General features: G+C 61.0%; 11 protein-coding genes. 5 read left to right on the top strand and 6 right to left on the bottom strand.

What is annotated here, in order from left to right; translation table 11 throughout:
- Positions 1-210: 210 nt before the first annotated feature.
- The gene (locus tag PMI34_RS04860) at positions 211-1,674 is read right to left on the bottom strand and encodes a glyceraldehyde-3-phosphate dehydrogenase (RefSeq protein ID WP_007974029.1); all 1,464 of its coding nucleotides are present in this window, start codon (positions 1,672-1,674) and stop codon (positions 211-213) included.
- Between the two features lie 363 nt (positions 1,675-2,037).
- On the opposite strand from PMI34_RS04860, the gene mfd reads away from it, so the two are divergent.
- The 3 genes from mfd to PMI34_RS04875 are packed head-to-tail and all read left to right on the top strand — an operon-like array spanning position 2,038 to position 8,776.
- A complete protein-coding gene (gene mfd / locus PMI34_RS04865) occupies positions 2,038-5,487 on the top strand; it encodes a transcription-repair coupling factor (RefSeq protein ID WP_008052984.1) in 3,450 nt (1,149 codons plus the stop codon).
- Positions 5,488-5,497: 10 nt separating this feature from the next.
- Entirely contained in the window at positions 5,498-6,076 is a 579-nt protein-coding gene (locus tag PMI34_RS04870) for a CsiV family protein (RefSeq protein ID WP_008052983.1), read from the top strand.
- A 6-nt stretch (positions 6,077-6,082) separates the two neighbouring features.
- The gene (locus PMI34_RS04875) at positions 6,083-8,776 is read left to right on the top strand and encodes a DEAD/DEAH box helicase (protein WP_008052982.1); all 2,694 of its coding nucleotides are present in this window, start codon (positions 6,083-6,085) and stop codon (positions 8,774-8,776) included.
- Between the two features lie 140 nt (positions 8,777-8,916).
- Here the strand turns inward: PMI34_RS04875 and PMI34_RS04880 are convergent, their stop codons facing one another.
- The 3 genes from PMI34_RS04880 to PMI34_RS04890 all read right to left on the bottom strand — a co-directional run bounded on the left by PMI34_RS04880 (position 8,917) and on the right by PMI34_RS04890 (position 11,543).
- The gene (locus PMI34_RS04880) at positions 8,917-9,654 is read right to left on the bottom strand and encodes an S-methyl-5'-thioinosine phosphorylase (RefSeq protein WP_007991412.1); all 738 of its coding nucleotides are present in this window, start codon (positions 9,652-9,654) and stop codon (positions 8,917-8,919) included.
- A gap of 12 nt (positions 9,655-9,666) precedes the next feature.
- Complete coding sequence (nagZ, locus tag PMI34_RS04885; RefSeq protein WP_177318817.1) at positions 9,667-10,665, bottom strand: beta-N-acetylhexosaminidase; 999 nt, start codon at positions 10,663-10,665, stop codon at positions 9,667-9,669.
- Between the two features lie 170 nt (positions 10,666-10,835).
- The gene (locus tag PMI34_RS04890) at positions 10,836-11,543 is read right to left on the bottom strand and encodes a TetR/AcrR family transcriptional regulator (RefSeq protein ID WP_007974041.1); all 708 of its coding nucleotides are present in this window, start codon (positions 11,541-11,543) and stop codon (positions 10,836-10,838) included.
- 229 nt (positions 11,544-11,772) lie between these two features.
- Between PMI34_RS04890 and lexA the strand changes: the two genes are divergently transcribed.
- Positions 11,773-12,381, top strand: a complete 609-nt coding sequence (gene lexA / locus PMI34_RS04895) for a transcriptional repressor LexA (protein ID WP_007995278.1) — start codon at positions 11,773-11,775, stop codon at positions 12,379-12,381.
- Between the two features lie 10 nt (positions 12,382-12,391).
- Positions 12,392-12,868: an SOS-induced cell division inhibitor SulA gene (sulA, locus tag PMI34_RS04900; RefSeq protein ID WP_008052977.1), complete on the top strand. Its 477-nt coding sequence runs from the start codon at positions 12,392-12,394 to the stop codon at positions 12,866-12,868.
- Between the two features lie 93 nt (positions 12,869-12,961).
- Here the strand turns inward: sulA and PMI34_RS04905 are convergent, their stop codons facing one another.
- On the bottom strand, positions 12,962-13,195 hold the full coding sequence (locus PMI34_RS04905) for a hypothetical protein (protein ID WP_008023011.1): 234 nt from the start codon (positions 13,193-13,195) through the stop codon (positions 12,962-12,964).
- Positions 13,196-13,289: 94 nt separating this feature from the next.
- Complete coding sequence (locus PMI34_RS04910; protein ID WP_008052975.1) at positions 13,290-13,814, bottom strand: DUF6586 family protein; 525 nt, start codon at positions 13,812-13,814, stop codon at positions 13,290-13,292.
- Between the last annotated feature and the right edge of the window lie 122 nt (positions 13,815-13,936).

The raw sequence follows: 13,936 nt of genomic DNA, 5'->3' as shown, positions 1-13,936 counted from the left end.
CTGACGTACCGCAATGACTGATTTTACGACTGCTTCGCAGCCGAACGCAGCCTCGCGGGCTCGGCAGCTGCTACAGATCGCATTACCGCTTAACTGACTGGCATTAACCGCGCCGCCTGTGGTTTTTTCGCGAGCAAGCTCGCTCCTACAGAAACGCACAAACAAAAACGCCCCGACCAGGGCCGGGGCGTTTCATGTGCAGCTAAAGGCTTAGCGCGGGAATGCTGGCGGGTTTACACCGGCCATGTCTTCCATCACGCGAACCACCTGGCAGCTGTAACCGAACTCGTTGTCGTACCAGACGTACAGAACAACGCGGTTATCCTGGGTGATGGTCGCTTCAGCGTCCACTACGCCTGCGTGGCGCGAGCCAACGAAGTCGGTGGAAACCACTTCCTGGGAGCTCACGTAGTCGATCTGCTTGTGCAGGTCCGAGTGCATGGCCATCTGGCGCAGGTACTCGTTGATCTCTTCGCGAGTGGTGGCCTTTTCCAGGTTCAGGTTCAGGATGGCCATCGACACGTTCGGCGTAGGAACGCGAATCGCGTTGCCGGTCAGCTTGCCCTTGAGCACTGGCAGCGCCTTGGCGGCTGCGGTGGCGGCACCGGTCTCGGTGATAACCATGTTCAGCGGCGCGGCACGGCCACGACGGCTGCCCTTGTGGAAGTTGTCGATCAGGTTCTGGTCGTTGGTGAACGAGTGAACGGTTTCGACGTGGCCGTTGACGATGCCGTACTTGTCGTTGACTGCCTTGAGCACCGGCACGATGGCGTTGGTGGTGCAGGAAGCCGCCGAGATGATCTTGTCGTCAGGGGTGATGTCGCCATGGTTGATGCCATGCACGATGTTCTTCAGCGCGCCCTTGCCAGGTGCGGTGAGGATCACGCGGGCAGCGCCCGGGCAGGCCAGGTGCTGGCCCAGGCCGTCGGCGTCACGCCATACACCGGTGTTGTCGACGATCAGAGCGTTTTCGATGCCGTACTGGGTGTAGTCGACTTCGGCCGGGCTCTTGGCGTAGATAACCTGGATCAGGTTGCCGTTGGCGGTGATGGTGTTGTTGGCTTCATCGATGGTGATGGTGCCATCGAACGGACCATGAACCGAGTCACGACGCAGCAGGCTGGCGCGCTTGACCAGGTCGTTCTCGGCGCCCTTGCGGACAACGATGGCACGCAGGCGCAGGCCGTCGCCACCACCGGTTTTCTCGATCAGGATACGCGCCAGCAGACGGCCGATACGACCGAAGCCGTAGAGGACTACGTCGGTGCCTTTGCGGGCGGATGCGTTTTGCTGGCCAACCACGTCGGCCAGTTCTTCACGGACGAACTGCTCGGCAGTACGGCCATTGCCTTCGGCCTTGAATTTGGCCGCCAGCTTGCCCAGGTCCACCGAAGCGGCGCCGAGCTTGAGTTCGCTCATCGCCTTGATCAGCGGGAATGTTTCGTGGACGGACAGCTCGCTTTCGTCGGACTGACGGTGACGAGCAAAGCGGTGAGCTTTGAGAATCGCAATGACTGAACGATTGATCAGGCTGCGGCCATAGATCGAACTCACCACGTTGTTATTGCGGTAGAGCTGACCGATAAGCGGAATCATCGCTTCTGCGAGTGCTTCACGGTCGATCCATTCACCAAGACACTGGTCGGGCTTCTGAGTCACGGGAACCTTCCACATGTAGGGGCAGAAAAAAGGGGCTACATTATGCCGCCGAGTGACAGCGGTAGCAATGCGCGCCCGTCGTGCTTTACGTAACAATTCGTCGTTCAAAAAAATTACGCCCCGCGCAAACCCAATAAAACCGGGGCTTTCAGCGCAGTCAATTTTTTGGAGGTCACGCCTGGTTATCCGTAACCCTCCGTAACACTCGTTGTTTTTGCCACTACATATTCAGTAATTCCTGGCAAAAAACCGCCGAATTTTGTCTTTACCACTACATTTCACCAAACCCGTGCTTTAGGCGCAGTCAGCAACTGACAGGCGGCATCGTTGACCGCTACAATTGCCGACTTTGTCGCAACGCTTGGAGCTCAACCTTCCGTGCCCGTTCTGCGTCTACCGCTTCTCCCTGCCGCGGCAGGTAAACAGCACTGGGGCAACCTGCCCGGTGCCGCCCTGAGCCTGGCCATTGCCGAGGCCGCCAGCGCTGCCAAGCGCTTTACCCTGCTGCTGACCGCCGACAGCCAAAGTGCCGAACGGCTGGAACAGGAGCTGGGTTTCTTCGCCCCGGATTTGCCCGTATTGCACTTTCCCGACTGGGAAACCCTGCCCTACGACCTGTTCTCGCCGCACCAGGACATCATTTCCCAGCGCATCGCCAGCCTTTATCGGCTGCCGGAATTGAGCCATGGCGTGCTGGTGGTGCCGATCACGACCGCCCTGCATCGCCTCGCGCCGACCAAATTCCTGCTCGGCAGCAGCCTGGTGCTGGATATCGGCCAGAAGCTCGACGTCGAGCAAATGCGCACCCGGCTTGAAGCCACCGGTTATCGCTATGTCGATACGGTGTATGAACACGGCGAGTTCACCGTTCGCGGTTCGCTGATCGATCTGTTCCCGATGGGCAGCAAGCTGCCGTATCGCATCGATCTGTTCGACGACGAAATCGAAACCCTGCGCACCTTCGACCCGGAGAACCAGCGTTCGATCGACAAAGTCGACTCGGTCAAGCTGTTGCCGGCCAAGGAGTTCCCGCTACAGAAAGAAGCGGTCACCCGTTTCAAGGCGCGCTTCCGTGAGCGTTTTGACGTCGACTTCCGCCGTTGCCCGATTTTCCAGGATTTGAGCAGCGGGATTACCCCGGCCGGCATCGAGTACTACCTGCCGCTGTTCTTCGAAGAAACCTCGACACTGTTCGACTACCTGCCCCAGGACACGCAAGTGTTTTCCCTGCCGGGCATCGAGCAGGCTGCGGAAAATTTCTGGAACGACGTGCGCAATCGCTATGAAGAACGCCGCGTCGACCCGTCCCGTCCTTTATTGCCGCCCGCCGAACTGTTCCTGCCGGTGGAAGACTGCTTCGCACGCCTGAAGAACTGGCCGCGCGTAGTAGCCAGTCAACAGGATGTGGAAAGCGGTGGCGGTCGCGAGCGCTTCCCGGCTCGCGAGTTGCCGAACCTGGCCATCGAAGCCAAGGCCACCCAGCCGTTGGCGGCGTTGGCCGGTTTCCTCGACGAGTTTCCCGGCCGCGTGCTGTTTACCGCCGAATCCGCAGGCCGTCGCGAAGTGCTGCTGGAGCTGCTGGAACGCCTGAAGCTGCGACCGAAAACCGTCGACAGCTGGCCGGACTTTGTCGCCGGCAAAGACCGCCTGGCGATCACCATCGCGCCGCTGGATGAAGGCCTGGTGCTGGACGATCCAGCCCTGGCCCTGGTTGCCGAAAGCCCGCTGTTCGGCCAGCGCGTGATGCAGCGCCGTCGCCGCGAAAAGCGCGCCGATGCCAACAACGATGCCGTCATCAAGAACCTCACCGAGCTGCGCGAAGGTGCGCCGGTGGTGCACATCGACCACGGTGTCGGTCGCTACCTGGGCCTGGCCACTCTGGAGATCGACAACCAGACCGCCGAATTCCTTGCCCTGGAATATGCCGAAGGCGCCAAGCTTTACGTGCCGGTGGCCAACCTGCACCTGATCGCCCGCTACACCGGCAGCGACGATGCCCTGGCCCCGCTGCACCGCCTCGGTTCCGAGACCTGGCAGAAAGCCAAGCGCAAAGCCGCCGAACAGGTGCGCGACGTGGCCGCCGAGTTGCTCGACATCTATGCCCGTCGTGCTGCCCGCGAAGGTTATGCCTTTGCCGATCCGAAAGGCGACTACGCCACCTTCAGCGCCGGCTTCCCGTTCGAAGAAACCCCGGACCAGCAAACCACCATCGAGGCGGTGCGCGAAGACATGCTCGCGCCCAAGCCAATGGATCGCCTGGTGTGCGGCGACGTCGGCTTCGGCAAGACCGAAGTGGCAATGCGCGCGGCGTTCATTGCCGTGCATGGCGGTCGCCAGGTGGCGATCCTGGTGCCGACCACCCTGCTCGCCCAGCAGCACTACAACAGCTTCCGCGACCGCTTCGCCGACTGGCCGGTGACCGTGGAAGTAATGAGCCGCTTCAAGTCGGCCAAGGAAGTGAATGCCGCCGTCGCCGATCTGGCCGAAGGCAAGATCGACATCGTCATCGGCACGCACAAGCTGCTGCAGGACGACGTGAAGATCAAAAACCTCGGCCTGGTGATCATCGACGAGGAACACCGTTTCGGCGTGCGCCAGAAAGAACAGCTCAAGGCCCTGCGCAGTGAAGTCGACATCCTGACCCTGACCGCCACGCCGATTCCGCGCACGCTGAACATGGCGGTGTCGGGCATGCGTGACCTGTCGATCATCGCCACGCCGCCGGCCCGCCGCCTGTCGGTGCGCACATTCGTCATGGAGCAGAACAAGAGCACGGTCAAAGAGGCCTTGCTGCGTGAGCTGCTGCGTGGCGGCCAGGTCTATTACCTGCACAACGACGTGAAGACCATCGAGAAATGCGCCGCCGACCTCGCCGAACTGGTGCCGGAAGCACGGATCGGCATCGGCCATGGGCAGATGCGCGAACGTGAACTCGAACAGGTGATGAGCGACTTCTACCACAAGCGCTTCAACGTGCTGATTGCCTCGACCATCATCGAGACCGGCATCGACGTACCGAGCGCCAACACCATCATCATCGAGCGAGCCGACAAGTTCGGCCTGGCACAGTTGCACCAGTTGCGCGGCCGGGTCGGACGCAGCCACCACCAGGCGTACGCCTACCTGCTGACGCCGCCACGCCAGCAAATCACCCCGGACGCGGAAAAGCGCCTGGAAGCGATTGCCAACACCCAGGACCTCGGCGCGGGCTTCGTGCTCGCCACCAACGACCTGGAAATCCGTGGCGCCGGCGAACTGCTCGGCGACGGCCAGAGCGGGCAGATCCAGGCCGTCGGCTTCACGCTGTACATGGAAATGCTCGAGCGCGCGGTCAAATCGATCCGCAAGGGCGAGCAGCCGAACCTCGATCAACCGCTCGGCGGCGGTCCGGAAGTCAACTTGCGGGTACCGGCGTTGATTCCGGAAGACTACCTGCCGGATGTCCACGCCCGCCTGATTCTCTACAAGCGCATTGCCTCGGCCACCGATGAGGACGGCCTCAAGGATTTGCAGGTGGAAATGATCGACCGTTTCGGCCTGTTGCCGGAGCCGACCAAGAACCTGATCCGCATCACTGCATTGAAGCTGCAGGCCGAGCAGCTGGGCATCAAGAAAGTCGATGGCGGCCCGCAAGGCGGTCGCGTCGAGTTCGCTGCGCAGACGCCGGTCGACCCGCTGACCCTGATCAAACTGATCCAGAGCCAGCCAAAACGCTACAAATTCGAAGGCGCCACGATGTTCAAGTTCATGGTTCCGATGGAGCGCCCGGAAGAGCGCTTTAATACTGTAGAGGCGCTGTTCGAGCGCCTCGTTCCGAAAACTGCTTGAAGGACGCCGCATGCGCCTGTTTCGCTCACTGACCCTGCTGACCCTGTTGATGCCAACGCTGGTCGCACCCACGGCATCTGCCGATGACCTGTATCAGGTCGAAATGATTCTGGTCCGGCAAAACGCCGTGCCGGCGGTTGTCAGCCGCGCCGCGCCGGAAGACTGGGCCGCTGGCGCCCAACCCGTCAGCCCCGACAGCCTGCGTACGCCAAGCCTCAATGGCGAGGTGGAAAAACTCACCAGCAGCGCCGACTACACGGTGTTGCTGCACAAGGCCTGGCAACAGACTCTCGGCGAAAACGCCAGCAAAGTGGCGATCAGCGACGGCAAGGAACAATATGGTCAGTTCCCGATCGAGGGCACGCTGAGCATGAAACTGGGACGCTTTACCGACGTCGACGCCGATTTCTGGGTCAATCAGATCGATGCCAATGGCATGGTGACAGCCAGCGAGCGCTTGAAACAGGAAAGCCACACCAAGAACGGCCAGTTGAACTTCCTCGACAACGGCCACCTCGGCCTGCTGATCAAGATCACTTCGCTGACCGCCCCCGCACCCCGAGCAGCTCCCGAAGAAATTCCGGACTGATTCCCTATGTCCGCGACCCTGAGCAAACCCCTGGCACCATCCTGGGTCAGCCGATTCAAGGAACAGAGCCTGGAGCGTGGTCGCCGTTACGCGCTGGAGAATCGTGTCAGGATCGTCGAGGCCGGCGACGCAACCATCGTCGCCGCGTGCGAAGGCTCGGGCGGTAACGTTTACCGTCAGACCATTCGCCTGCGCGAGTCAGCCAAAGGCACGCTGCTGATGGTCGACGCCACCTGCTCCTGCCCGGTCCACAACAACTGCAAACATTGCGCAGCGGTGCTCCTGCAAGTACAGGAAACCCTCGACTACCCCGCTGCCGCCAAAGACGCCGAACTCCTGGAAAAACTCCAGGCAGTCCTGGAGAACCGCAGCCCGAAAGCCCCGCCGCAAGTGCTGGTGGACAATGTGCAACCTGTCCCGCGCCTGTGGCTGGCCAGTATCGAGTTCAGCGCCTTCGAACCGCGCAACGGTCGAATGCAGCGTTACATCCAGCATCGTGCAGCACTGTCCTTCAGCTATCTGGACGAATACGTTTCCGGGCAGAAGAACACCGACATCCTGATTCGCCAGGAAACCCAGACGCTGCGGATAAAGCGCCACCCGGACGTGGAACAGTCCTACCGGGAACAGTTGCGAATCCTCGGCTTCAAAGTCGCCACCCGGCAAAGCAAGGCCTTGCCGGAAAGCGCCGGCGAGCTGTTCGAGATGGTCAATGACAGCGCCTGGCTGACCTTTACCCTCAATGAACTGCCGAAGTTGCGCACCCAGGGTTGGGAATTGCAGATCGACGAGGACTTCGGGTTCGACCTGACGGCGGTAGACGACTGGTACGCCACGGTCGAACAGGCTCCGGAGCGTGACTGGTTCGACCTGGAACTGGGGATCATCGTCAACGGCGAACGCCTGAGCCTGTTGCCGATCCTGCTCAACCTGATGCGCTCCCACACCGAAATCCTCAACCCGGAACGCCTCGCCCGACGCCGCGATGACGAGCTGATCCTGGTCAACATCCCCCATCGCCCGAACTCCGAGCACGGCCCGCTGCAGGTCGCCCTACCCTTCGGCCGCTTGAAGCCGGTGCTGGCCACCCTCGGCGAGTTCTACCTGCAGGAGCCCGGCGACACCACGCTGCGCCTGAGCAAGGCCGATGCCACGCGCCTGAACCCGCTGGAAGACATGCCACTGCTCTGGGAGGGTGGCGAACAGATCCGCACCTTTGCCCAGCGCCTGCGCGACATCAAGGACCACACGGCCGCCGCCCCGGACGGCCTGAATGCGACGCTGCGTCCGTATCAGCTTGAGGGCTTGAGCTGGATGCAATCGCTGCGGCAGCTGGAAGTGGGTGGCATTCTCGCGGACGACATGGGCCTGGGCAAAACCCTGCAGACACTGGCCCACGTTCTGAGCGAGAAAAACGCCGGCCGTCTCGATCGGCCGTGCATGGTGGTGATGCCAACCAGCCTGATCCCCAACTGGCTCGACGAAGCGGCGCACTTTACGCCGCAACTCAAGGTACTGGCGCTGTACGGCGCCGGCCGCAAAAAGCACTTCGACAGGCTGACTGACTACGATCTGATCCTGACCACCTATGCGCTGCTGCCCAAGGATGTCGAACGCCTGGCGGCGCAGCCCTTGCACATACTGGTGCTGGATGAAGCGCAATACATCAAGAACCCGACCAGCAAGGCCGCCCAGGCTGCCCGCGAGCTCAATGCCCGGCAGCGCCTGTGCCTGAGCGGCACACCGCTGGAAAACCATCTCGGTGAACTCTGGTCGCTGTTTCACTTCCTCTTGCCCGGCTGGCTGGGCGACGTCAAAAGCTTCAACCGCGATTACCGCGTGCCGATTGAAAAACGCACCAGCGAGGTCAGGCTCCAGCACCTCAACGGCCGGATCAAACCTTTCCTGCTGCGCCGCACCAAGGAACAGGTGGCCACCGAGTTGCCGCCGAAAACCGAGATCATCCACTGGGTCGAACTCAACGAGGCCCAGCGCGATGTGTACGAAACCATGCGCCTGGCCATGGACAAGAAAGTCCGCGACGAGATCACCCGCAAAGGCGTGGCCCGCAGCCAGATCATCATTCTTGAAGCCCTGCTCAAGCTACGTCAGGTGTGCTGTGACTTGCGCCTGGTCAACGAGGCGACCCTGCCAAGCCGTGGCAGCACATCGGGCAAGCTCGACAGCCTGATGGAAATGCTCGAGGAATTGTTCGAGGAAGGTCGGCGGATCCTGCTGTTCTCGCAGTTCACCTCGATGCTGTCACTGATCGAAGACGAACTGAACAAACGCGGCGTGGCCTACGCCCTGCTGACCGGCCAGACCCGCGACCGCCGCACACCGGTGAAGGAATTCCAGAGCGGCAAGCGTCAGATATTTCTGATCAGCCTGAAGGCCGGTGGTGTTGGCCTGAACCTGACCGAAGCGGACACGGTGATTCATTACGACCCGTGGTGGAACCCGGCGACGGAAAACCAGGCGACCGACCGCGCGTATCGCATTGGCCAGGAGAAGCCGGTATTCGTTTACAAACTGATTGCGCGCGGCACGGTGGAAGAAAAGATTCAGCACCTGCAAAAGGAAAAATCCGACCTCGCGGCCGGCGTGCTGGATGGGCGCAAGGCCGGGGACTGGAAACTGCAGAGCGATGATATCGAGGCGCTGTTTGCGCCGTTGCCGGAAAATCTCGGAAAGCGCTGAGATTTGCGGTGTTTGAACCGGCCTCTTCGCGGGCAAGCCCGCTCCCACAATGACCGCGTCGAACACAAACTCTACGAACGCCACCAAACCTGTGGGAGCGGGCTTGCCCGCGAAGGGAGCAACTCGGTGCCAAGGCTGACTCAGCCCTTGAGCACCCGCGCCAGCGTCGACTTCACCTTGCCCATACCGTCATGCAACGCCTGCTCGATCTCGGCCATGGTAATCACCGCCGTCGACTTGCCCGCCGCCGGATTCACCACCAGCGCCAGGCAGGCGTAATCCAGTTCCAGCTCGCGGGCCAGGGCGGCTTCCGGCATACCGGTCATGCCGACGATGTCGCAGCCATCGCGCTCCAGCCGGGCGATTTCAGCCACCGTCTCCAGACGCGGCCCTTGAGTGCAGGCATACACGCCATGACTGCTGTAGCCCACACCTTCCGCCGCCAATGCCGCAATCAGTTGCTGGCGCAACGGTTCGCTGTAGGGGTAGCTGAAGTCGATATGGGTGACGTGTTCCAGGTCATCGGCAAAGTAGGTGTGCTCACGACCGCTGGTGTAGTCGATCAACTGATGCGGCACACAGAAATGCCCGGTGCCCATGGCCGCATGGATGCCGCCCACGGCGTTGACTGCGAGAATGGCTTCGGCGCCAGCCTGCTTCAACGCCCAGAGGTTGGCGCGGTAGTTGACCTGATGCGGCGGAAAACGATGGGGATGACCGTGACGCGCGAGGAACAGTACTTCCTTGCCGGCATACTCGCCGATCTGAACCTCGGCCGAAGGTGCGCCATAAGGCGTGTCCACTGCCAGTGACTGGCGAATGCTCAGGCCTTCGAGTTGAGTCAGGCCAGTGCCACCGATAATCGCGTAAACCGTCATAACGAACAGTCCTTAATCAATCAATTGAGCTTCTTTGAGCGCGCCGACAGCGGCCAGCCAGCGCGGGTCCTGACGGTATTCGGTATTGGCGAACGACTGGCCGCGCATCCGCGCAATGCGCCCGGAAGGCTTGACCTTCAGGCGTTGCGCAGCACTCAGGGCCAGCTCGGCGGCAGCCCGATCGTTGCACACCAGGCCCATGTCGCAACCGGCCGTCAGCGCAGCCTCGATACGACTGGCGGCATCGCCGACCACGTGGGCGCCCGCCATGGACAGGTCGTCACTGAAGATCACGCCATCGAACTGCAACTCGCCGCGCAGGATGTCCTGCAACCAGCGGCGGGAGAAGCCGGCCGGCTGGGAATCGACTTGTGGATATATAACGTGGGCCGGCATGACCGCGGCCAGTTGCTTGCTCAATTTGGCAAACGGCACCAGGTCATTGGCGCGGATCTCGTCGAGGCTGCGTTCGTCGCTGGGAATCGCGACGTGGGAATCCGCCTCGGCCCAGCCATGACCAGGAAAATGCTTGCCGGTGGCCGCCATGCCTGCGCTGTTCATGCCGCGGATGAAAGCACCCGCGAGCAAAGCCGCGCGCTCGGGATCACCTTCGAACGAACGGGTGCCGACAACCGCGCTGCGCTGATAATCGAGGTCGAGCACCGGGGCGAAGCTCAGGTCCAGGCCAACGGCCAACACTTCGGTGGCCATGATCCAGCCGCACTGCTCGGCCAGGTATTCGGCGTTCGGGTTGTCGGCAATGGCGCGCATGGCGGGCAAACGCACGAAACCCTGGCGCAGGCGCTGCACACGACCACCCTCTTGATCCACCGCCAGCAGCAGATCGGGGCGGATGGCACGGATGGCCGCACTCAATTCACGCACCTGACGGGGATGCTCGATGTTGCGGGCAAAGATGATCAGGCCACCCACTTCGGGCTGGCGCAACAATTGGCGATCTTCAGCCGTCAGCCAGGTACCGGCGACGTCCACCATCAACGAGCCTTGCAAGCCAGCAGTCATAAAAATTCCTTGATAACAGAAAACCCGGCCCACACGAGTTCGCCGCCAGACGCTCTGCGCGGCAGGTCGGCGATATCAATGGGAAACGGGTTCAGAACGAGAGTCGGCATGGGCGGCTAGCTTAGCGGATGTCAGCTGCCGCGCCCACCCGTGCGCGGTTAAACCTTGGCGGCAACCGGTGTCGATTTGCTACGCGGACGCAACTGGGCCGTGGCCATCGCCGTATCGGTAACTCCGGATTCGGCGCGCATGCCGGCAGCCAGGAACGGCACCATCAGGCGCATGACCTGCTCGATCGAGGTGTTCACGCCGAAGTCGGTTTCGGCAATCGCGCGCAAGGCCTTGATGCCGGACATGCTGAAGGCCGCCGCACCCAGCATGAAGTGCACGCGCCAGAACAGCTCGATGGGTGGAATACGTGGCGCCGCTTCGTTGACCAGCATCATGTAGCGACGGAACACCTTGCCGTACATGTCTTCCAGATAACGACGCAAGTGCCCCTGGCTCTGACTGAATGCCAGCCCCAGCAAACGCATGAAGATAGACAGGTCGTTGCCGCTGCGCGGCTGCACCACCAGTGCCTGCTCGACGAGGATTTCCAGCAACTCTTCGAGTGTCGGCTTGATTTCAGGCTTGGCCTGACGCCGCTCCAGCTCTTTATCGAGGCTGATGCAAAACGGCCCGAGGAACCGCGAGAAAACCGCCTGGATCAACGCCTTCTTCGAACCGAAGTGATAGTTCACCGCCGCCAGGTTGACACCCGCCTTGCTGGTGATCAGACGCAACGAGGTTTCGGCGAAACCTTTTTCCGCGAACAACTGCTCGGCTGCATCAAGAATGCGTTCAACGGTTTCCGACTGGGCCATGGCTACTCCGCCTGACAAACACTTGTTTGAAACATACGTTTCAGCCTGTGCATTGTCAAGTCTGGCAGTTCGTTTCGGGAATGGTCGGTCAGACATTTAACCACACAACGGCAAAGCTTCAATCCACTGACTGTTTGACCGTCCGGCGGCGACTGAAAAATGGAGCATTGCCAAGACTGCCTTACTGTATATAATCCCAGTCACTGTATAAAAAAACAGAGCGATCGATATGCTAAAGCTGACGCCACGACAAGCAGAGATTCTGGCCTTCATCAAGCGCTGCCTGGAAGACAACGGGTATCCGCCCACCCGTGCGGAAATCGCTCAGGAACTGGGGTTCAAGTCACCCAATGCGGCGGAAGAACACCTCAAGGCACTGGCCCGCAAAGGTGCAATCGAGATGACGCCTGGCGCCTCCCGCGGCATTCGCATCCCCGGTTTCGAAGCCAAGGCCGACGATTCCACCCTGCCGATCATTGGCCGGGTCGCAGCCGGCGCCCCGATTCTTGCGCAGCAACACATTGAAGAGTCCTGCAACATCAATCCCGCCTTCTTCCATCCGCGCGCCGACTACCTGCTGCGCGTCCACGGGATGAGCATGAAGGATATCGGGATTTTCGACGGCGACCTGCTGGCGGTCCACACCACCCGCGAAGCCCGTAACGGCCAGATCGTGGTTGCGCGAATCGGCGACGAAGTGACCGTCAAGCGTTTCAAGCGTGACGGCAGCAAAGTCTGGCTGATCGCCGAGAACCCCGAGTTCGCCCCTATTGAAGTGAACCTTCAAGACCAGGAACTGGTGATCGAAGGCTTGAGTGTCGGCGTCATTCGCCGCTAAAGGAGGCACCATGCAGTTCCCACAGACATCACCACAGCAAACCCAACTGCCGTTGTTCGAAGCGTTCATGGCACAGCCATTGGCGCCGATCCTGAAAGACGTAGTCGAGTCCCCCTGGAGCGCCGAACCTGACGCTTTCAGCGAGCTGTCACTGCGTGGTGCAGCCGGGAACTGCCTGAGTCTCCTGGCGCCGATCCTCAGGGAATTGAGCCAGGACCAGGACGCACGCTGGCTGACACTGATCGCGCCGCCAGCCAGCCTGACTCAAGCCTGGCTGCGAGATGCCGGTCTCAACCGCGAGCGCATTCTGCTGCTGCAACCGCGAGGCACCCAGAGCGCCCAGCAATTGACCTGCGAAGCCCTGCGCCTGGGTCGCAGCCACACGGTGGTCAGCTGGATCAACCCGTTGAGCCCACAATCGCGGCAACAACTGATCAGCGCCGCCCGCACCGGGGACGCTCAGAGCCTGAATATTCGACTGGGTTAACGGACAGGCAAGACGCGCGCTTCACCGCGCAAGGCTTCTCCAGGGACAGAGAAGCCGATGAGTAACGACATCAAGAAAAGCGACAGACGGGGCTCAATGAAGTACCCGCGTCCCCTCTTCCTTGTCGAATTCGCCTTCAACCAGGCGACCGGCCATCTGAACACCCACGCTCAACATCGCCTTGGCGACTTCCACGTGCTGCCCCTGCAGGAATGCCTTGGCGTCCTCGGAGAAATCCAAAGTAACCAGAGAACCCTCGTCCTCGGCCCTGCGCAGCTCGATACGGCCGTCTGGTAACTCGACAATTTCTAGAAAGGACGTTGGCATAAAGGACTGTTCTCCACGAAAGGCGGGGATTATATAGGCATCGGCCAGGCTTCGCTCGGGATCTTGACCAGATGCCATCCCGAATCTGTTTCTGTCAGCACTCGTTCAGGCCTTCGCGAAAGCGGATCGCCAATGCTTTCAGGTTCTGACGCCAGCTCTCCAACTCCTCCCGACTCAGCTCTTGCGGTGCCTCCTCTTCATCCAGATTGACAGCCTGGATCAGTGGCTGGGTCACGTCCCCTTTCGGCTTGCGGGGCGCGCGCGGCGGCTGAAACAACGCAGCGTGGGCAGCCAACAACCTGGCCAGCCAGGTCTCCGGGTTATTGGCCAGCTCGACCAGCTCTGCCATTTCCGGAATGGCGATGGTGTCCAGCACCTCGCGAGTCAGCAACAACTCTGCACGGGGCGCATTGGCCTGTGGCAAGCGATAGAAACCGGCGATTTCGTGACACAAGCCCAGCAGCGCGCCGTACAGGTGAAACAGCGCGGATTCGCGTCCGGCCTGGATCAGCGCCAGCGAATTCATTGCCCGCCCTTCTTCAGTGCGGGCCAGTGCTTCGAGCGACAAGCCGGCGAAATAGATCTTCTGATTGGTGCGGGTATACAGTTCGTGGGCCATGACGGCAGCCTCCACAACGAAATAATTGCTTCATGCAGGTTGGACAGTGTCGTGGATCAGTCGATCCGACCGCAAGCCCCTAATACCAGTCAGTTAAGCGCTAATGCGATCTGTAGCAGCTG

It is taken from the genome of Pseudomonas sp. GM74, assembly GCF_000282455.1.
In the GTDB taxonomy this organism is placed as follows: Bacteria; Pseudomonadota; Gammaproteobacteria; order Pseudomonadales; family Pseudomonadaceae; genus Aquipseudomonas.
Note: the sequence above shows the minus strand (reverse complement) of the source record. Positions and strands in the feature narration are given on the sequence as shown.